The 20629-nt window shown below is 61.5% G+C and carries 14 protein-coding genes and 3 pseudogenes; 11 read left to right on the top strand and 6 right to left on the bottom strand.

The window, feature by feature from the left end:
• The first annotated feature begins 171 nt into the window (after nucleotides 1–171).
• From N0Q91_RS29285 to N0Q91_RS29320, 8 genes and pseudogenes are all read left to right on the top strand, one after another.
• Nucleotides 172–1401 carry an ROK family transcriptional regulator gene (locus N0Q91_RS29285; RefSeq protein ID WP_275598980.1) on the top strand — a complete coding sequence of 410 codons (1230 nt, stop codon included), beginning with the start codon at nucleotides 172–174 and terminating at the stop codon, nucleotides 1399–1401.
• Nucleotides 1402–1608: 207 nt separating this feature from the next.
• Complete coding sequence (cysD, locus tag N0Q91_RS29290) at nucleotides 1609–2508, top strand: sulfate adenylyltransferase subunit CysD (RefSeq protein ID WP_100670571.1); 900 nt, start codon at nucleotides 1609–1611, stop codon at nucleotides 2506–2508.
• Nucleotides 2508–4408: pseudogene (nodQ, locus tag N0Q91_RS29295) on the top strand (bifunctional sulfate adenylyltransferase/adenylyl-sulfate kinase NodQ). The gene cysD and the pseudogene nodQ overlap by 1 nt, the downstream one beginning before the upstream one ends.
• Nucleotides 4405–5211: a 3'(2'),5'-bisphosphate nucleotidase CysQ gene (cysQ, locus tag N0Q91_RS29300; RefSeq protein ID WP_275599758.1), complete on the top strand. Its 807-nt coding sequence runs from the start codon at nucleotides 4405–4407 to the stop codon at nucleotides 5209–5211. The pseudogene nodQ and the gene cysQ overlap by 4 nt, the downstream one beginning before the upstream one ends.
• Nucleotides 5212–5346: 135 nt before the next feature.
• Nucleotides 5347–7308, top strand: a complete 1962-nt coding sequence (gene asnB / locus N0Q91_RS29305) for an asparagine synthase (glutamine-hydrolyzing) (protein ID WP_275598981.1) — start codon at nucleotides 5347–5349, stop codon at nucleotides 7306–7308.
• Between the two features lie 31 nt (nucleotides 7309–7339).
• Nucleotides 7340–8080, top strand: a complete 741-nt coding sequence (locus N0Q91_RS29310; RefSeq protein WP_275598982.1) for a PHP domain-containing protein — start codon at nucleotides 7340–7342, stop codon at nucleotides 8078–8080.
• Nucleotides 8077–9072, top strand: coding sequence for an ATP-grasp domain-containing protein (locus N0Q91_RS29315; RefSeq protein WP_275598983.1), 996 nt, complete (start codon nucleotides 8077–8079; stop codon nucleotides 9070–9072). Before N0Q91_RS29310 ends, N0Q91_RS29315 begins: the two co-directional genes overlap by 4 nt.
• A 5-nt stretch (nucleotides 9073–9077) precedes the next feature.
• Nucleotides 9078–10007, top strand: a complete 930-nt coding sequence (locus tag N0Q91_RS29320; RefSeq protein ID WP_275598984.1) for an NAD-dependent epimerase/dehydratase family protein — start codon at nucleotides 9078–9080, stop codon at nucleotides 10005–10007.
• Nucleotides 10008–10123: 116 nt separating this feature from the next.
• Here the strand turns inward: N0Q91_RS29320 and N0Q91_RS29325 are convergent, their stop codons facing one another.
• The 6 genes and pseudogenes from N0Q91_RS29325 to N0Q91_RS29350 all read right to left on the bottom strand — a co-directional run bounded on the left by N0Q91_RS29325 (nucleotide 10124) and on the right by N0Q91_RS29350 (nucleotide 17392).
• On the bottom strand, nucleotides 10124–11287 hold the full coding sequence (locus N0Q91_RS29325; protein ID WP_275598985.1) for a calcium-binding protein: 1164 nt from the start codon (nucleotides 11285–11287) through the stop codon (nucleotides 10124–10126).
• A gap of 119 nt (nucleotides 11288–11406) precedes the next feature.
• A pseudogene (locus tag N0Q91_RS29330) lies at nucleotides 11407–12487 on the bottom strand (glycosyltransferase family 4 protein).
• 65 nt (nucleotides 12488–12552) lie between these two features.
• A complete protein-coding gene (locus N0Q91_RS29335; RefSeq protein ID WP_275598986.1) occupies nucleotides 12553–13779 on the bottom strand; it encodes a glycosyltransferase family 4 protein in 1227 nt (408 codons plus the stop codon).
• Between the two features lie 206 nt (nucleotides 13780–13985).
• Nucleotides 13986–16170 (bottom strand): annotated as a pseudogene (locus tag N0Q91_RS29340) (polysaccharide biosynthesis protein).
• Between the two features lie 282 nt (nucleotides 16171–16452).
• The gene (locus N0Q91_RS29345) at nucleotides 16453–16875 is read right to left on the bottom strand and encodes a DNA-3-methyladenine glycosylase (protein ID WP_275598987.1); all 423 of its coding nucleotides are present in this window, start codon (nucleotides 16873–16875) and stop codon (nucleotides 16453–16455) included.
• A 1-nt stretch (nucleotide 16876) separates the two neighbouring features.
• On the bottom strand, nucleotides 16877–17392 hold the full coding sequence (locus N0Q91_RS29350) for a formyltransferase family protein (RefSeq protein ID WP_275598988.1): 516 nt from the start codon (nucleotides 17390–17392) through the stop codon (nucleotides 16877–16879).
• Nucleotides 17393–17912: 520 nt separating this feature from the next.
• On the opposite strand from N0Q91_RS29350, the gene N0Q91_RS29355 reads away from it, so the two are divergent.
• From N0Q91_RS29355 to N0Q91_RS29365, 3 genes are read left to right on the top strand one after another with little or no spacing between them, the layout of a single operon-like run.
• On the top strand, nucleotides 17913–18761 hold the full coding sequence (locus tag N0Q91_RS29355; RefSeq protein WP_275598989.1) for a TRAP transporter substrate-binding protein: 849 nt from the start codon (nucleotides 17913–17915) through the stop codon (nucleotides 18759–18761).
• A 23-nt stretch (nucleotides 18762–18784) separates the two neighbouring features.
• Complete coding sequence (locus tag N0Q91_RS29360) at nucleotides 18785–19336, top strand: TRAP transporter small permease (protein ID WP_275598990.1); 552 nt, start codon at nucleotides 18785–18787, stop codon at nucleotides 19334–19336.
• Nucleotides 19337–19339: 3 nt separating this feature from the next.
• Nucleotides 19340–20620 (top strand): TRAP transporter large permease, encoded by a 1281-nt coding sequence (locus tag N0Q91_RS29365; RefSeq protein WP_275598991.1) that lies wholly within the window; start codon nucleotides 19340–19342, stop codon nucleotides 20618–20620.
• Nucleotides 20621–20629: the final 9 nt, after the last annotated feature.

Raw genomic sequence — 20629 nt, forward strand, 5'->3', positions numbered from 1 at the left:
GCCGAACAGGAATCCGCCGCTTCTCGCGGCCGACGTCGACAAATCAAACCGGAGCGCTCGCGGGCATTTCGGGCCGCTTTCGTTCCCCCGAGGTTCTTCGACCTCTTAATAAGTCAATTGTCTTGACTTATTTCTTGTTCAATAGTCCAGATGTGTCAAGAGGATTTGTTCATGAACGAGATCCGCCCGATCCGGGCGAAGAGCGGGACCAATCAGGAAGGCGCGAGCGCACACAACCGCCGTGTCATGATCGACGCTCTGCGGCTGAACGGGCGCTTGTCGCGGGCCGATCTGGCGCGTGCGACCGCACTCACCAAGCAGGCCGTTTCCAACATCATCGAGGAGCTCGAGAACGACGGGCTCGTGGCGTCGCTTGCCGCGGTGCGCAAGGGGCGGGGGCAGCCATCGACGCCCTATCGGCTGGTGCCGGAAGGCGCTTTTGCCATCGGTCTTCAGATCGACCGCCACGTGACGCGCACGGTCGCCGTCGACCTGGTCGGCACAGTCCTCGCCCGCAACGAGGTAATCCTGCCAGCCGGCGGTCCTGAGACGGGTGTCGGGGCCATACTGACGTTGATCGACGAAACACGGCAGGAACTTTCGGCCATCGCACCGCAATCCAGGGACCGTCTCGTTGGTCTGGGTGTTGCTATGCCGGGCCCGTTCGGCGTCGACGCCGAGGCCGACGATCCCTGGATGATGGCTGCCTGGCAGAGCTTTCCCTTGCTTGAAAGGCTCTCGGCGGGGACCGGTCTCGACGTGCGCCTCCAGAACGACGCGGCGGCGGCCGCGACCGCGGAAAAGATGGTCGGCGCTGCCCATGGAGTGGACCACGCCCTCTGCGTCTATCTCGGTTACGGGCTTGGAGCGGGGCTGATCCTCAATGGCGAACTCTATCGCGGCTCGCATGGCAATGCCGGCGAGATCGGCATGATCCTGAGCAGGCCGCGTGGCGGCGCCGACGACGGGAGGGCACCGCTGGAGCATCGCATATCGATCGCCTCGCTGTGCAAGATTCTCGAGATCGATCCCGCCGATGGCGATCTCTACGGCCGCATCGACGCCATCGCTTGTTCGAAGGATCGTCGCGTAGCTGCCTGGATCGCAGACGCGGCGTTCGAATTGCGGGCGACGATCCAGTTGCTCGAAACGGTTTTCGATCCGCAGACGATCATTCTGTGCGGCGGCATGCCGTCCGGGCTCGCCCGCCTTCTCATGGACGCTCTCCACCCGCTGCTGCCATCGATCGCCGAGCGGAGGCAACGCAGCGCGCCGCGGCTGCAACTGGGTTTCACGGACCCGTGGGCGGTTGCGATCGGTGCCGCGGCCGAGCCGATCAGTCGGACCTTCGATCCGCGTTTTTCGGCGATCCTGAAGACGCGGGCCGTGGGGTTGCCCTGAGCGCTACCGGGGCCGCGAATCGTCCGCGGAAATGAGGATTGTTATTCTTACTTGAAATATTGCCGATATAGCGCTTAAATGCGCACCAGTCGGCGGGATCACATTTAACTGCTGCACGATTATTTGATTGCGTCTGCAACATTTCGCAGGCGGCTACTTTTTTATTTGCATGCCATTTTTATTATTTAAAATCAGAGGGATTGCGATATGTCTCTTCCCCATCTTCGGCGGCTCGAAGCCGAAGCGATCCATGTCATTCGAGAAGTTGTTGCAACATTCTCAAACCCGGTCGCGCTTTACTCGATCGGCAAGGACTCCTCGGTATTGCTGCACCTGGCGATGAAGGCGTTCTACCCCGCCAAGCCGCCATTTCCGTTTCTGCATGTAGATACCAAATGGAAGTTCCGGGAGATGATCGAGTTTCGCGACCGGATGGCGCGAGAGCTCGGCTTCGATCTCCTCGTTCACGTCAATCAGGACGGGATAGATCAGGGCATAGGCCCCTTTACCCACGGCTCCAACGTGCACACCCATGTCATGAAGACGATGGGGCTCCGGCAGGCGCTCGAGAAATACGGTTTCGACGCGGCGCTCGCGGGCGCGCGGCGCGACGAGGAGAAGTCGCGCGCCAAGGAACGCATCTTCTCGATCCGCAGCGCACAGCACGGCTGGGATCCCCAGCGCCAGCGCCCCGAGATGTGGAAGACCTACAATACGCGGGTCGGGCAAGGCGAGACGATGCGGGTTTTCCCGCTCTCCAACTGGACCGAATTCGATATCTGGCAGTACATCCTGCGCGAAGAAATTCCGATCGTGCCGCTTTATTTCGCGGCCAGGCGCCCGGTTGTCAAACGAGACGGCATGCTGATTATGGTCGACGACGACCGCATGCCCATCCAGCCCGAAGAGGAGGTTACCCGACAGCTGGTGCGTTTCCGCACGCTTGGCTGCTATCCGCTGACCGGGGCGGTCGAGTCCGACGCCGTCACCGTTCCCGAGATATTGCGGGAAATGCTGACGGTGCGCACGTCCGAACGGCAGAGCCGACTGATCGACACGGATGAAGTCGGGGCGATGGAGAAAAAGAAGCGGGAGGGCTACTTCTGATGTCGTATGTTCAATCCATACCGCCGCATGACATTGAAGCGCATCTGGCCGAGCACGACAACAAGTCGATCCTCAGATTCATCACTTGCGGTTCGGTCGACGACGGCAAATCGACCCTGATCGGGCGGCTGCTTTACGATGCGAAGCTTGTCTTCGAGGACCAGCTCGCGAACCTCGGGCGCGTCGGCTCTCCCGGCGCCGCCAACGGCAAGGAAATCGATCTCGCCTTGCTTCTCGACGGGCTTGAGGCCGAGCGCGAGCAGGGCATCACCATCGACGTGGCCTATCGCTATTTTGCCACGTCCAAACGCAAGTTCATCGTCGCCGATACGCCCGGCCACGAGGAATATACGCGCAACATGGTGACCGGAGCTTCGACGGCGGATCTCGCCATCATCCTCATCGACAGCCGGCAGGGCATTCTCCAGCAGACCCGGCGCCACTCCTATATCGCTTCGCTGCTCGGCATCCGCCATGTCGTCCTGGCCGTCAACAAGATCGATCTCGTCGATTTTCAACAACAGGTGTACGAGGAAATCGTCGCGGACTACATGGCTTTCGCCAAAGAGCTCGGTTTTGCCAGCATACGGCCGATCCCGATCTCGGCGCGCGACGGCGACAACGTCATCTCGGCTTCGGCCAATACGCCCTGGTACAGAGGGGCGGCACTGCTCGAATATCTGGAAACGGTAGAACTCGAGCCAACGGACCAGGCAAAGCCTTTCCGTTTCCCGGTTCAAATGGTCATGCGGCCGAACGCGGATTTTCGCGGCTATGCCGGGCAGATCTCCTGCGGGAGGATTTCCGTGGGCGATCCGGTCGTCGTCGCGAAGACGGGGCAGCGCACATCGGTCAAGGCGATCGTGACCTATGACGGGGAGCTTGCGACGGCAGGGGAAGGCGAAGCGGTGACGCTGGTTCTCTCTGACGAGGTGGATGCGTCCCGCGGCAATATGCTCGTCGCCCCGGTGCCCGGCCCTTCGTGGCGGACCAGTTCCAGGCGCATGTGATCTGGTTCGATGCGAACCCGATGATGCCGGGACGAAGCTACATCCTGCGCACGGAGACCGACAGCGTCAGCGCGACGGTCACCACGCTCAAGCACCAGGTCAACATCAACAGCTTCATCCGTGAGGCGGCGAAGTCGCTGCAGATGAATGAAGTCGGTGTCTGCAACATCTCGACACAGGCTCCGATCGCCTTCGACGCTTACAAGGACAACCGGGCGACGGGCAATTTCATCATCGTCGACCGGGTGACGAATGCCACGGTCGGTGCTGGGTTGATCGATTTTCCGCTCCGGCGCGCAGACAACGTCCACTGGCATGCGCTCGAGGTGAACAAGAGCGCGCGCAGCGCCATGAAAAATCAGCTCCCTGCCGTTCTCTGGTTCACCGGGCTTTCCGGCTCCGGAAAATCGACCATCGCGAACGAGCTCGACAGGATCCTCCACGCCCAGGGCAAGCACACCTACCTGCTCGACGGCGACAATGTACGTCACGGCCTCAACCGGGACCTCGGCTTTACCGAGGAGGACCGGGTAGAGAACATCCGCCGCGTGGCGGAGGTGGCCAAGCTCATGGCCGATGCCGGTCTGATCGTTCTCGTCTCCTTCATCTCGCCGTTTCGGGACGAACGGCGTATGGCGCGGGAATTGATGGAGGAGGGCGAGTTCATCGAGATCTTCGTCGACACGCCGCTCGACGAGTGTGCGCGCCGCGATCCGAAGGGGCTCTACGAGAAGGCCCTCGCCGGCCAGATCGCGAACTTCACTGGCGTATCCTCGCCCTATGAGGCCCCGGAAAATCCGGAACTCCATATACGCACCGTCGGCCACGAACCGACCGACCTGGCGCTCGCGATCGAGGAATTCCTTGACCGCAGGATGGAGGAGAAATGACGCCCCTTTGCGAAATGCTGGAGCGCATGGCGCTCGATGCGGGTGCGGCAATTCTCGATGTCTACGACGCCGGTCCCCAAGTCTGCTACAAGGACGATCAATCGCCCGTCACCGAGGCCGACGAGCGGGCCGAAGCGATCATTCTCGAGAGACTTGCGGCGGCGTTTCCGCACATCCCCGTGGTTGCCGAGGAGTCTGTTTCCTCGGGCCGCATTCCGGACATTAGCGGCGGCACGTTCTTTCTCGTCGATCCGCTCGACGGCACGAAGGAATTCATCAATCGCCGCAACGACTTCACCGTCAACATTGCCCTCGTCGAGGGCAATGTGCCGGTTGCCGGCATTGTCTATGCACCCGCGCAGCGCTGTGCCTATGTCGCCGATGGCGGCAGGGCGGAAAAGCTTCTGCTCGATCCCGCATGGGCACTCGAGCACCGGCAGCCGATCCGCGTGCGGATGCGGGGTGCGGAACTGACGGCGGTCGCCAGCCGCTCGCACAACAGTTCCGAGACCGAGGCCTTCCTCACCGGCCATGGCGTGATGAATTACGCTTCCGTAGGCTCGTCGCTGAAATTCTGCCTGCTGGCGGAAGGCAAGGCGGACGTCTATCCGCGGTTCGGCCGCACGATGGAGTGGGATACGGCTGCCGGCGACGCGGTGCTGAAAGCTGCCGGCGGATCGGTCGTTCGCCTGGACGGCTCGCGCCTCCTCTACGGCAAGACGGTGCAGGAGGAGGACAGCGCCTTCGCAAACCCGCACTTCATCGCCTGGGCGGACATGTCGCCTGCATTGGAGGTTCTCTAGAGACGGCCCGTGCGTCCAAGGAGTTATGGACGCTTTGGACAAAAATGGCCTGAGGCGCGTCGCGTTAATTCGATCGAATGCGACGCGCCTTGGCAGCCAAGAGCGCTTTGCACTGCACCGCCAAAGGGATGTCTCATGTGTGGAATTGCCGGTCTGATAGACTATACGCAGCAGGGAGGCTATGAGCTGGCCCGGACGCTGACGCGCATAACGGATGCGCTTGCTCATCGCGGGCCGGATGCCTCCGCTACATGGCTGGATCGCGAGGGGCGCGTCGGTCTTGGTCACCGCCGGCTGTCCATAATCGACCTTTCTCCCGCAGGTGCTCAGCCGATGCATTCCAGCAGCGGCCGATACTCGATCGTGTTCAACGGGGAAATCTACGGGTTCCTGTCCCTGAGGTCCGAGTTGGAGGAACGCGGGTCTCGGTTTCGCGGCCATTCGGATACGGAAGTGCTGCTGGAGGCAATAGAGACCTACGGTGTCGAAAGTGCATTGCGACGCTGCAACGGCATGTTTGCCTTTGCGCTTTACGACAGCGCGGCACGGCAGATCATCTTCGCCCGCGACCGGATCGGGAAGAAGCCGCTCTATATCGGTGTGTCCCGAAGCGCGGTCGCTTTCGGGTCCGAGCTGAAAAGCATCAAGGCGCATCCGGCTTTCCAGTCGGCTGAAGTCGACCGCGATGCGCTGACGCTTTTCTTTCGACATGGCTACGTGCCGACGCCCTATTCGATCTATCGCGGCATCTTCAAGCTTCCGCATGGTTCCTGGCTGAGCCTCTCGGTCGACACCCCGCCTGCCTCGACGTCGGCCGCGCTGGCCGGAGTGAAGAGCTATTGGGATGCTTTCGACGCCGCGGAAAAAGGGTCGGCGCAACGGATCGAAAGCCCGGACGAAGCCCTCGATGAGCTCGACGAGGCGTTGAAGCGCGCGGTGAGCGAGCGTCTGGTATCTGATGTCCCCGTCGGGGCGCTCCTTTCCAGCGGTGTCGACTCCTCCCTGATATCCGCCGTGATGCAGGAAGTTTCGACGTCACCGGTGAAAACCTACACGGTGCGATTCCTGGAGGAACAGTATAACGAGGCCGATCTGGCGTCTGCCATCGCCAAGCAGCTCGGCACCGATCACACCGAGATCACCGCCGAACCGGACACGGCGCTGCGTCTCGTGGACGAATTGCCGGACGTGTATGACGAACCGTTTGCCGACCCGTCGCAGATTCCAACGCTGCTTGTCTCGAAATTGGCGCGGAGAACGGTGACTGTGGCGCTCTCCGGCGATGGCGGGGACGAGTTCTTCGGTGGCTACAAGCGCTATCGGCAAATGATAGCCTTCGATCGTCTTGCGAAAAAGACGCCCGCCCTTGCCCTGCGGGCAGCGAGGCACGCGCCTCAATGGGCACTCGAATTTGCCGCGGCCGCGGGACGACAGGTGCGTCCGTCTTCGCTTCAGGATGAACTGACGGGCAAACGCCTGAGAAGACTAGCCGAGCTTCTGGAAATACAGGATCCGGATGACCGTTATCTGGACTTTCGTTCGCTCTGGTCGGATCCGGCGGAAGTCGTGATCGGGGGCGTCGAGCTGCCGACCGCAATGACCTCCAAACGAAAGCCGGCTTGTCTGGGCGCAGTCGACCGGATGATGTACAGCGACATGGTCGACTATCTGCCTGACGACATCCTCGTGAAGATGGACCGCGCATCGATGTCGGTGGGTTTGGAGATGCGGGCGCCGTTGCTCGATTACCGCTTCATCGAATTGGCTTGGCGCGCACCCCGGTCGCTCTGTTTTTCCGAAGCAAAAGGCAAGCCCGCGTTGCGCAAGCTGCTTTCCCGACGGCTGCCGGAACAATTCATAAGTGTTCCAAAGCGCGGTTTCGGCGTTCCCGTAAACGCCTGGCTGCGTGGGCCGCTGCGCGCCTGGGCGGAAGAGATGCTGTCGCCGGCTCGCCTGGAGCGCGACGGTATCCTGCGTGCCGAGCCGATCGTCAGTCGCTGGAAAGCGCACATTGCCGGCGATCGCGACTGGGGACCGCAGCTGTGGTCGGTGTTGATGTTCAATCTCTGGCATGACCGGTGGCTACGCTCCGGTTGAAATTCACGATGCTTATCGAAGGGCAATGTCCATGCACGGACCAGGGAAGACGCAGACCCGCAAGCCTGCGTTCAGCCGCTTTCGGAACCTCAGCCGGGAGCACATGAATGTGGAGTTCCAGGTCCATACGAGTTGGACCGACGGCCAGGCGACCGCGCTTGAAATCCTGCAAGCGGCCAGTGAACGCGGTCTCGCCGCGCTGGCGTTCACGGAGCATGTGCGCGAGGACACGTCGTGGTTTCCGGAATTCAGGGACGAGATTCTCTCCGTTGCGCGGGGTTTCGGCCATATGAGCGTCTATGTCGGCTGCGAGACGAAGGCCATGGCTGAGGACGGCAGGCTGGATGTATCGCAGGATGTGCTGGATCGATGCGATATCGTTCTCGGCGTCGTTCACCGGCTCCCGGACGGCCGCGGCGGCTATCTGGATTTCAAGCAGCTTTCCTATGAAGAGACGGCCGAGATCGAGTTCCGCCTGTCGATGGGAATGGTCAGGAACGCGCCCATCGACATCCTGGCCCATCCGGGCGGCATGAGCCTGAGGCGGCACGGGCGTTTTCCGGAAACCTATTTCAGGGACCTGATGAGAGCGACCCTCGAACGGCGGATCGCGATCGAGATCAACTCCTCCTACCTCGTCGACATGCCGGCGTTTCTGGCTCTGTGCGAGGAGGTCAATCCGTTCGTTTCGATCGGTTCCGATGCGCACCGGTTGAGCGAACTGGGTCATTGCAGAGATCAGCTAATCGAATTGGGAGCAGGGCGGTCATGAAGGTCTTTATTACAGGGGCGGGCGCCCTGCTCGGGCAAGGCATCATTCGCGCCCTGCGGCGCTCGACGTTGAACGCGACAATAATCGTGGGGGATCCGAGTCCGCTCTCGGCCGGGCTTTACTGGGGGGATGCCGCCTATCTCGTGCCGATGGCCAGGGACCCTTTATATCTGGACCGGCTTGGCGAACTCCTGCATGCGGAACGGCCCGACATCCTCATTCCGGGAACCGACGTGGAACTTCCGATCCTCGCGGCGAACAGGGAAGCGATCGAGAGAACCTACGGAACCAAAGTGATCATCAGCTCGCCGCGGGTGGTATCGATTGCCAACGACAAATGGCTGACCTCCGAGTTCTTTCGGGAACGGGGCCTCGGATATGTTCCGTCCTGTCTGCCGGGCGACGAAGACACGCTGATCGAGGAATGCGGATTTCCGCTCGTCGTCAAGCCGAGAGTTGGCGCCCGTTCGATCGGCTTCAGTGTCGTGCGCAATCGGGAGCAGCTGGCGCGCGCAATCGAGGAGCAGCCAGGGATCGTGATCCAGAAACATGTCGGCTCCGAAACGAGCGAGTACACCGCCGGGACGCTGACTTTCGACGGGAAATGCCATGCGACAATCGTCATGCGCAGGGACCTTCGGGACGGCAACACCTACAGGGCATTTGCCGAACCATTCCCCGCGCTGAACAAGGCCATGGCAGAAGCTGCCGATGCCCTCGGCGCCTATGGGCCGGCGAACTTCCAGTTTCGTCTGGACGACGGTGTTCCCCGCATCTTCGAAATCAATGCGCGGTTCTCCGGAACGACGGCGGTCAGGATCCATGCCGGCTTCAACGAGGTGGAGATGTGCATCCGCCATCTGCTCTTCGACGAGCCGATCGAGCAGCCGCAGATCATGCCGGTGACGATATTGCGGCACTGGTCTGAAACCGTAGTGAGACCCGGCGATCTGGTCACTGCTTCTTCCGCGAAGCTCGACGAAACGGTGTAGGGGAAATGCGGCTGGCGGTTACCGGCGCGACCGGGTTCATAGGTGCCAGGCTGATCGATCGAGCCCTATCGAGAGGTTACGAGGTCACCGCACTTGCGCGCGATCCGGAGCGGGTGGCAGCCGGAACGGGCTCGGGTCTCCGGATCGAGAGATGGTCGGTTGGCGATCCCCTCCCGCCGCTCGGTCGAACCGATGCGGTCCTTCATCTTGCCGCCTACATTCCCGCCGATCTCAGCGATGCGCGTCAGGCCGCCAGATGCTTCGAGATCAACACGACCGGGGCCATCCAGGTCGGCATGGAAGCGGCATCGCAAGGCGTGAACCGTTTTGTCCTGTTCGGATCGGCGCAGGTCTATGCTTCTGGCGCAGGCCCCGCTTCGGAAGCGAGCCCGGCCTTTCCCGTGCACCGCGCGAGCTATTATCTGGCGAGCAAGCTCGCCGCCGAAATCTGCCTGCTCGCCTTCGGCAAATCCAATGCCATGCCGGTGACGGTGCTCCGCCTCGCATCGGTTTACGGCCCCGGCATGCATCACACCGGTATGGTGCCCACCTTCGTGCGGACACTTGGAAACGGGCACTCCCTGGTCATTCAGGACGGGGGCCAATACAGCGTCGACCTCGTCTATGTCGACGACGTCGTGACGTTGGCGCTCGAGGCTGCGGAGAGAGCCGAAGGGGGCGTCTTCAATGCGGGGAGCGGGCGTGCTTCTACTTCACTGGAAGCAGCCCAGATCGTCGCCGATGCCGTCGGAGCAGAACGGCAGCTCATCGCCGTCGAGGGCGGCAGCACGGATGCGGCGCCGCGCGGCTTCAGGGCCCTCGATGTTTCCAAGGCCGCAAAAGAACTGAACTATGCGCCGCTCTCCTTCCGGGAGGGGATCGAAGCATGGAAATCGAGGACCGGCCTGACGGATTTTCGGGACGTGAACGCATGAAACGGAAGGCGCTCGGCGCACGTCCGGGAAGTACATAGTTTCAAACGGATAGAGCGTTCAGTTCAGTATTTCGATGAAACACCGAACGCTCCGGTCGGCGCCTTTCCCGTCGCCAATCAGGCGAAAAGGAAATCACTCCCCGAAAAGTTCGCAGCCGCGAGTACGCTGTTGGGATCATCCACCAGGATGGAGAAGGCATTTCCGGTGGAGTCGTAGCCCACTACCTGCACATCGCCGTCTGTGGTGTCATAGGCGTAGACCGTGCCCGAGGCGCCGGAACTGGAATATTGGCTGACCCCGAGCTTCTCGATGAGGAGAAAGTCCACGCCATCCTCGAAATCCATGATGGTATCCTGACTGCTGAGTGCTGCGGCACCCTTGAAGACGAAACGATCGGATTCGGTTCCGCCCCAGAGAATGTCGCTTCCCAACTCACCGATGAGGACGTCCTGGCCCGCATCGCCACGCAGGGTGTCGTTGCCGTCGCCGCCAAGGATTCGGTCGTCGTCGTGGCCGCCGCTCAACTGATCGTCGCCGCCTTCACCGGTCAGGACGTCGTCGCCGTCATCGCCGAAGACCAGATCGTTTCCGCCGCCCACGGCGATCCGATCATTGCCGCTGCCGCCGTGTGCCTCGTCCGTGCCGCCCTCCGAGTCCAGCACATCATTGCCGTCGCCGCCATCGAGAAAGTTGTTCCCGTCGCCGCCATCGACGATGTCGTCGCCGATGCCGCCGTACACCCAGTCGTTTCCGGACTGGCCCTTCAGCGCGTCGTTGCCCTCTTCGCCGTAGATCCTATCGTTGCCAGCGCCCCCGCCGACGGCCTGTTGCGTCAACTGTCCGGTTGCCGGATCTATGCGATTGTTGAAGCCGTCGTCGCCCGCGCCCGCATAGATGATGTCGTCGCCGTCGCCTGCGTCGATGTATTCTTCGCCCGCGCCACCATAGATCTTGTCGTGTCCCCGACCACCCACGAAATGGTCATGGCCATCGCCGCCGTACAGGATGTCGCTACCGTCGCCGCCGTCGAAGATGTCGTTTCCTAATCCGCCCTTGAACGTGTCGTGCCCAAGGCCGCCGTCGAACCGATCGTTGCCATCGCCGCCCTCGGCATAATCGTCTCCGTGCCCGCCGACGATGTAGTCGTTACCATCGCCGCCGAAAAACATGTCATTGCCATCGCGGCCCTCGAGATAATCATCCCCCGCATAGCCCCAGAGCTCATCGTCGCTCAGAGTGCCGAGGATCGTGTCGGAAAGATTGGTTCCCTTCAGAATCATTTTGATGTCCTCTAGCTGTGGGCCGGAGGGCGGGTAAATTGAGAATAGGGCGCAAAGTGATCCCCCTATAGTCTCTCCGCCACCAGGAATTATTTACTCTTCCAATGTCTTTCTTTCATTCAAGCCGCCAGGAAATCTGAATATCTTGCGGTCACCGCAGCGATCGCATACTCACTTTCGATGCGTTCGCGCGCCGCGCGCGCATAACGCGCATACTCCGCCTCCGGCAGGTCGAGAAAGGCGCGCATCGCACCGGCAAGAGCTTGCGGGTCGCGCGCCGGTACTGCGATACCGGCCTTTCCGGCGATCGCGGCCGCGTCACCGACATCCGTCGTGACGATCGGCTTGCCGAAGCTCATGGCCTCCGCGATGACGTTCGGGAAGCCTTCGGTCCGTGACGAGAGGACCAAGAGATCGATGCTCTGATAGAATGCAGGCATGTCGCCGATCTCCCCGGAGATCGACGGCGTGGGCCGGAAGACCGGCTTGTGCCATCAGCTCGATAACGGCCGGGTTGTCGCCGACGAGGCCATTGCCGGCTGCGGAGAAGACTGCCTGCGGGTGGGTCTTCACTACCTGAGCGGCCGCTTTGAAGAAAGTTCCGTGATCTTTCTGCGGGTGGAAGCGACCCACGATACCGATCCGCCGGGCGGTTCGCGGTTCGGGAGCCGTGAGCTTCGGAAGGTCGAAGCCGTTGGGAATGACGACCGCGTTCCGATTTGCGTAGCCGTAGGCGCGATGCAGTTCGAGCGCGCGGGCGCTGTTGTAGATGATGCCGCTCGGCCGGTGCGACAACAGTTTCGCCGCCGCAATCGCGACGCGGGAACTGCGCGTAAGGGAAGCGGGATCGTCCAGCGACTGGCGCACGTTCCAGAAGACCGGCGCTCCATGCCGAGCCATGCCCGCCGCCAGGGTGCCGGCGACCATAGCGTGGTACATCCAGCAGAGGATCACGTCGGGCTGCTCCTTCCGGATCAGCCGGGCAAGCCGCAGGATCGCGCCGGGAAGCGCCGCGAGCGAAGCGGCACCCAGCGAGACATAGGCGACCCTCGGATTGTCGGCGAGGCGACGGTTGCGCTCGGAAACGCCGATGAGAGAAACCACGACGATGCGCTCGTCCGTCGCTCCGTGCAGCAGCCGTGCCAGCATCGTTTCGGCGCCGGCACTCGCGGTGAAATTGGTGATGACATGCATTATCATCGCGGTGCCCCATCTCTGCCGCGGCGACGTTCTAAGTGGCTGATCTGCAGCACCATGAAAATCCCTCAATCGGCCAGGTGCATGCCGGCAAACAGCATTCTGTTGATCATGTGGACGTCAAACTTGGTTTCCGCGAGTTCTCGCGACCGCTTTCCCATTTTCTCCGCGAGGTCCGGGTCCCGCGCAAAAGCGGCCATGGCGTCTGCAAGCGCTGCGACGTCGCGCGCCTTCACGACCATTCCGTTGGTTCCCGGCTGCACGGTGTCCCGGCAGCCCGGCAGATCCGTCGTGATGACCGGGCGTCCCGTCGCCAGGGCCTCGAGAATGCTCCGCGGAATTCCTTCACGGTAATAGGAAGGCAGGACGAAAACGTTGGACGCCGCGAGATAGGGCCGCACGTCCACTGTCGTGCCGAGGTAGTCGAGTATTCCCTCGCGCACCCAGCCATCGATTTCCTCGCGCGAAATCGCCGTCGGGTTGCTGTCGAAATGGCCGAGCAGCCGAAATCTGGCATGCGGGAAAGAACGGTGCACGATCCGTGCGGCTTCGACATATTCGACGACGCCCTTGTCGCGCAGCAGCCGGGCGACCATCAGGAAAGTTGGCCCACCCCGAGGCGGCTTCGAGAATTCGAAATGGTCGAGATCGACGCCCGATCCGGAGATCATCGTCGGCGAGAGGCCGCCCTGCAACATTCGGTAGCGGCGAATGTCGTCGTCGTCCGCGTCGTTGTAAACGAAGACGACGCGGGCGCCCCGCAGCGCCGAACGGTATAGCCGGACACACAGGTGTCGTATTGCCCGCGCCTTGAGCGAAGCACCGGCGGCTTCCGAGAATATATGGCCGAGCCCCGTGACGAGGAAGCAGCGCTCCTTTATCCCGAGCGTCCTGGCCGCGATCCCGGCGTAGATGATCGGCTTCATGGTATAGGGAAGGACGATGTCCGGTTGCAGGCGGGCGAAGTGGCGCCGCAGCGTCCAGAAGGTCCGCAGGTCCTCCAGCGGGTTGAGCCCGGTGCGCGCCATGGGGATCTGGATGAAGCGCACGCCGATGCGCGCAAGCTCCTGCTCGACACGGGGGTCGTGTTCGGGTGCGAAGGCTATGACATCGTGCCCGGCGGCGACCAATCGCTTCAGCAGCTCGAGCCGAAAGATCACGAGCGAGGCTGTCAGGCTGGCGACGACGGCAACAACGCGCTTCTGCCGCAACGGGCGCGCCACTCCGTCGTGTTTCGCCGAACGGTCCGTAAAGTCCTCGGCTTCGGTTCGAGGAACCTTTTCAACAAGATCCACTGCTCGTCTCCCGGGATCGGCTCCACCGTCCAGCGGTGGTATTCAACGTTCAACTTCCAACTGCGTCGGCCGTACACGCGGGCCGCGCGGGGTGCGCCGACTGGTCTGCTGCAAGATCGGCGCGCGACACGGCTTCCGATCGGCGGACTTTCGCAGGCGGCCGCAATGCCGTCCCGATGCATCCGCACCGATCGTGTACGCCGTCGTCACCTCCCGGGCAGGCGGACCTCCGCGCCGTAGCCGCGTGGTGATTTCGCTGCCTTGGCCCTGATCCGGCTCTTCGGCCGCAACGGCGTGCGTGTGCTCGCCGCCGCCGTTTTGCGATCCGCCTCGTGCTCATATCGCGGCAGCAATTCGCGCATGACCGCCACGACGCTGGCCTCATTGCCACGTTCCGAATAGCGCTGCAGGCGCGCGAACGCGTCCCTCAGCGTGGGCAGCGGAATGGGTTCGGGCACCGCTCCAAGGACGCCCGGCACCGGCGAGCTTATGCGCTTGTCGGTTTCGTCGAAAAGCTCCTCGAAGAGCTTTTCGCCCGGCCGGCAGCCGATGATCTTGATTTCGATCTCCTGGTCCGGCGTGAAGCCGGCAAGCCGGATCATCCGGCGGGCGATATCGATGATCTTGATCGGCTCGCCCATGTCCAGCACGAAGATTTCGCCCTGGCCGAGCTGCTTTTCGAAGCCATAGGCGGAAGCCTGTAGGGTGAGTTCCACCGCTTCGCGGATCGTCATGAAGAACCGCGTCATATTAGCATCGGTCACGGTCAGCGGCCCGCCCCGGGCCAATTGACGCTTGAAGAGCGGGATCAGCGAACCGCTGGAACCCAGCACGTTGCCGAAGCGGACCGTCATGAAGCGCGGGCCGAGACCCGTTTCGATGCCGTTCAGGTCGAGCGCCTGGCAGTAGAGCTCGGCAAGACGCTTCGTCGCGCCCATGACGCTCGTCGAATTGACGACCTTGTCGGTCGACACCTGGACCATAGCGAGCGTGCCGTATTTCTTGGCGGCGTTGGCGACATTCATGGTGCCGACGACATTGGTGAGCACGCCCTCGCAAGGATTCATCTGCACCATGGGCACGTGTTTCAGAGCCGCGGCATGAAAGACGAGTTCAGGCCGGTGCCGCTCGAATATCTCCTCGACCCGCTGGCTGCGGCGGACGCTGCAAAGATAGCTCCACCGCGGGACTTGGGGGAAGCTTTCCGTGAGCGTCATGTCGATTGCGTAGAGGTTGTATTCCGTGTTGTCGATCAGGACGATCTCCGCCGGATCGCAGGCGGCGACCTGGGTCGTCAACTCGCTGCCGATCGAGCCGCCGGCCCCGGTGATGAGTACCCGGCGCCCGCGAACGAGGCGACTGATCGCCTCCCGATCGAGCGCTGCCTGCGGCCGTTCCAGGAGGTCGGTCAGTTCGATCGAGCGCAGTTCGTAGGGGTTGTCGCCCTTGGCCCGCTTCAACTCCGTCATCTGCGACAGGCGCGAAACGGCAATGCCCAGCCTTTCGGCGGATCTCAGCAGGCCGTCGGAAGCCTCCTCTCCAAAGGCCGCAGGGGCCTCGGTGAAGACGATATGACGGGGTTGCTTGCCCTGTTGCTGCAACTCCGCAACCACCCCTTCGAAGTCCTGGATACGGCCGGCGATCGGCACGCCGCGCAGGCTCATGCCGATCTGATCCTCGCTTCTGTCGAGGCATGCGACGGGCGTATAGGTCGCGTTGGGATCGCGTGCGAGAGCGCGAAGATAAAGGTCGGCGGCATCGCTCGCGCCGATAAGCAGCAGCGGAATTCGGTTGTCGTCCTGCGCGTCCTTGCTGCGCCCGGGCCGCCTCAGCGCGAGTTCCTCCGCGCGGAAGCTCAGCCTTGCTGCTGCCAGGAAGGCGATGAGCAGGAGAGACTGCATCGGAACGACGGTGCGCGGGATGTCGGTGAGCCTGGTGGAGAAAAACAGCAGCGTGACGAGCAGCAGGGAGGTCAGCAACACCGCCCGCAAAATGATGAAGAGGTCGGAAATGGAGCCATATTTCCAGTTACGGCTGTAAAGGCCCGAGAGGGGAAAACGAGTGCGCATATAGCGAGGTATTGCGCACCGGACCAGAACAGCACCGAGGCGGTCTCCGGTCGTGCGGAAAGCTCGCCGACGCCGTAGCGCAGCAATAATGCCATCGCGAGCGCGACGCCGACCGATGCCAGGTCGGTGAGATAGAGGGCAGGATATTTTTGAACGCTGCGGACCGCTCCCCTTATCCGCCTGAAGCCGATATCGAGGGCGGCTCCGCAGATCGCCCAGAACATTCTGGCCGGTGCTCTGCTGCCCCCTCTCTTCCCAAAATAGTCGGTAACGTCAGGAAATGATTACGAACTGCCTTCGCGGCGGCGTGTATACGCTGCATGACGGCCCCTTCCAATACTTATAAGCCCTACAGCTCCGCCGAACGACGAACGCACGACCCCCAAAGCTCTTATGGTGGCTAAGAACAGTGCGTCTGTTGTGTGTCTGTTCGACCTGCTCGAAAGGCTAGATAAAATGAATTCAACAAAAATAGGCGTTCGCGATCATTTCAACCGCAACGCAAAATTCCTAGGCATATTCGAATACCGTAATAAAAAAGCACGTCTTTAATGGGTTGTAAACAGTTTTCCAGTATTGGCCCAATTATAGTTTTCTACTGTTCTTATGTATTTTGCCCAGAAGCCTGGAGCGGGTCCGACCCGCCGAGCTTGCCGTGAACCGGAGGCCGCCTGGCCGAGGGCCATTCCCATGCGTGCGCCTCGATGCATTCCCCGTCACCGCAAAGCACGATAAACCCGCGCTCCGTATGCGCCTGAATCTGCCCCGTCAGGCCGATATATTGCCTGGAGTTCTCGACCGGGGTTGCCGCATCGATGCGTATTTTCTGGCCTTTGTAGAATGTAAAGGCGCCCGGATAGGGATCTCCGACCGCGCGGATCAGCCGCAAGATGGATGCGGCCGGGTCATGCCAATCGATCCGGCCATCCTCCGCGGTGCGCTTCGCGCAATAGCTTGCCTCGGCTTCGTTCTGCCCCATCCGGGCCGCGTTTCCCGCTTCGACCTGTGCCGCCGCCTCGACGACCATCTCAGCCAGATTTTCGGTGTGCCTTGTATAAAGACTGCGCGCTGTCTCGTCCGGAGCGACGGGAAATTGCCGCTGTAACAGGATCGGTCCCGAGTTCGATGCCGTCGTCCAGCCAGAAAAGGGTTGAGCCCGTTCGTTCCTCATCCCGGAGGATGGTCCAGGGGATGACGCCGCGGCCCCGAAGACGCGGCAGGGCTGCCGGGTGAAAACCGACGGTGCCCGCGCGCGCCGCATCCCTGAACGGGCGCCGGCAGACCTGCGACCAGCCGATGACGAGCGAAAGTTCCGGGGCGGCCGCCAAAACGGCCTCCAGCGTCGCCTGGGAATTTATGTCTGTCGTATAATGGATCGCGCTTCCGGCCGCCCGCCCGATCTCCCCGAGGTTCACAAAATCGGAATGGCGCCCCGCCGCTTCGGGCGGCAGCGTTATTACGAGCACCGGAGTGCGCTTTGCCCTTATCAGCGCTTCCAAAGCAATCTTGGAACTCTCGACGGCGCCGACGAATACGATACGCATGGTCACACCATAAAATTGAATAGAAATCACTGACTGAGGTCGAGGGGGACTTCAAAGAAATTCAAGATCAATATCGCTCTATCGAACACAATTGCTACGGGGAAGTCCAGAGCCGTTCCGGGAAAAGCACTTTCGTCGTGAAGCGTGCATTCGCAACAGCTTGGAGAGGGGCGGTGTCGGCGAGACACCGAAACGCTGCGAGTTGGTACGGACATAGGCGGTCCTTCGGCCGCCGGACGGGCTCTCATCGGGGGTCCGCAGGCTTTTAAGGGCCGAAGTTCTGACTTCGCCGCGACATTCCTCTTGCAATACGCCTCGTCTCGGCGTATCCGTTTCTGATGTTAGCGCTAACGCTAGCGCTAACGGTAACGTTGACAGGGAGGATTCGACGTTGTTTGCAAAGACCATTTTCGCTGCGGCTGCGCTCGTTGCGGTGTCGGTTTCTGGAGCCACTGCGCAGCAGGCGGCCACTTTCGGAGGGTCCGATGCCCTCGGGTCTCTATACGACCGGCAAAACCGCATGTTTACGGAGTTGGTCAATGAGCGCTCCGGCGGCGCACTGACCGTCAATTTCATTGAAGGCGAGCAACTCGGCAGCGACGTTCAGGTCATCGAGCAGACGATGGCTGGCGCAGTTCAGTTCTATGGTGACGACCTCAGCTGGTATGCCAACTGGGTGAAGGACTATGCCATCCTGGGCTGGGGATTTACCTTTCATAGTCCTGATCACATGCAGCGCTTCTTTGACAGCGATGCCTACAAAGCGATGTCGGACCGTCTGATCAAGGATCAGGGGGTGCGTATCTTGGCGCAGGCGCCGATCCAGTCACGAATGACGTTTTCGAACAAGGCGATCAGCTCGGCGGCCGATTTCGACGGGCTGAAGATGCGCGTCCCCGAAATCAAGACCTATCTGGAGTTGTGGGAGACGCTTGGTGCGCGTCCGACCCGCCTTGCCTGGGGCGAAGTCTTCCTTGGGCTGAAGACCGGGGTCGTCGAGGCGGCCGAGGGGCCCGTTTCTGCGGCTTACGCGGCAAAATTCCATGAGGCGGCGCCCTTTGTCGTTCGCACCGATCACATTCTCACGGCGACGCATATCTTGGTTGGCGAGGCCTTTTATCAATCCTTGTCGCCGGAGCTTCAGCAGGTCGTCACGGATGCGGCGAAGCAGGCCACCCAGTGGGCTCGGGAACAGGCTCAGAAGGAGACGGAGGACATGATTTCGAAGATGGCCGCCGAAGGCGCGCAAGTCAGCGAAATCGAGCTGGGGCCGGTCCGTGAGAAGGCGGTGGCGGCTGTCACGCGAATGGAAGACGCGGGCGCCTGGTCCAAGGGCCTCTGGCAGTCTGTCCAGGATCTCGCTGACTGACGAGTAATAAGGGAGAGCGCGTCGTGCTGACATTTTGCAGAAGGACGCTGCGCGTCGTCGAGAGGATCGAGATGACTGCAGCGATGGTGCTTTTCGCGGTGATCATCCTGTCGATATTCGCGCAGGTGATCAGCCGGTATGGCTTCAGCCGGCCGATCGTTTGGGTGGAGGAGGCGGCGACCTATGCCTTCATCTGGATCGTGTTCCTTGGCGCTTCCATCGGCATGAAACGCCTCTCCCATATCCGTATCGAGGCGCTGTCGCTCGTGCTCAGTGCTCGTGCCCAGTCGGTGCTCCGGATGCTTGGCTATGGGGTGATGCTGTTCGTGGCGGCATATCTCTGCCTGCGCCTTCCTGTCGTGATCGGCATCGAATCGCGCAGCGGCTCGGTTTCCCTGCCGGTGCAGCTGCCGCGCATGTGGTTCTACTCCGTACCCCTCTTCGTCTCGTCGATCTCGATCGTGCTGACGCTCGCCTACTATCTCGTTGCCGAGCTCGTAAGCCTCTGCACGGATAAGCCGATGACCTATATCGATGGCGCTCCCATCGACGACGTCGCAAGAGAAGGAATCTGACAGATGTCCATACTCCTTTTGATGGGCATTTTTCTGGTGCTTCTTGCCCTGGAGGTGCCCGTAGCCTTTGCGATGATCTTCTCTGCCCTGGTCTTCATTTTGACGGGCCCCGGTCTTCCGGACACGATCGTCATCCAGCGCATGACGGGCGGACTCGACAGCTTTCCGTTGCTTGCCATCCCGCTCTTCGTTCTGGCCGGCCACTTGTTCAACCGTGCGGGTATCTCAGAGCGCATCTTTGATTTCGCGTCCGCCTTCGCCGGCCACATGCGCGGCGGCCTGGCTCAGGTCAACATAGCGGCCAGCATCATTTTCGCGGGCATGTCCGGCGTGGCTCAGGCCGATGCGGCCGGTCTCGGTGCCGTCGAAATCAGGCAGATGAGGGAGCGGGGCTATTCCGCAGGCTTTTCCGCTGCCGTCACTGCAGCCTCCTCGATCATCGGTCCGATCATTCCGCCAAGCGTGATCATGGTTATCTATGCGGTCACGGCGCAGGTATCGCTGACCGATCTGTTTCTGGCCGGCATCGTCCCAGGTCTCCTGATGGGCCTGAGCCTGATGATAATGGTCAACATTCTGGTCCGGTTTGGTTTTGAGCAAGCGCCGCGCAGCAGCAGGGCGTCCTTGTCGCACCTCACCGGAACGTTCTGGAAAGCGCTGCCCGCCCTGATCGCGCCGGTGCTTCTGGTCGCCGGCATGCTGACGGGGGTCGCGACGCCAACCGAACTGGGCGCATTGATCGTCGTCTATGCGGCGGTATTGGGCTTCGTGAACAGGGAACTTACCTTTCGTGGGTTGCTCGATACGCTCGCCATGAGCGCGGTCACGACGGGCGTCCTGGTATTCATCATCGCGGCAGCCTTTCCGTTCGGTTGGCTGATCTCGGTACAGAATTTGCCCGGCATCCTCGTGACGTTCATGCGGTCGCTGACGGAAGACCCGGTGATGCTGCTGCTGATCCTGAACATCGCCCTCCTGATCGCCGGGCTGTTCATGGAGACGACTGCGATCATTCTCGTCGCGACCCCGGCGCTGCTGCCGCTTGTGCTCTCCTACGGAATCGATCCCGTTCACTTCGGTGTGGTCATGATCATCAATCTCCTGATTGGTGCGCTTACCCCTCCGTTCGGCGTGATCCTTTTCATTTGCAAGCACATCGCTCAGGTGTCGTTCGGTCAGATGATCCGATCCATCCTTCCTTTCTATATTCCCCTCCTGGTTGTGCTCCTCCTTCTGACCTATTGCCCGCAACTGGTTCTGTGGTTGCCGGGCCTGTTCAGATAGGTTGAGTCC

Source organism: Sinorhizobium prairiense (assembly GCF_029201645.2).
GTDB lineage: Bacteria > Pseudomonadota > Alphaproteobacteria > Rhizobiales > Rhizobiaceae > Sinorhizobium > Sinorhizobium meliloti_A.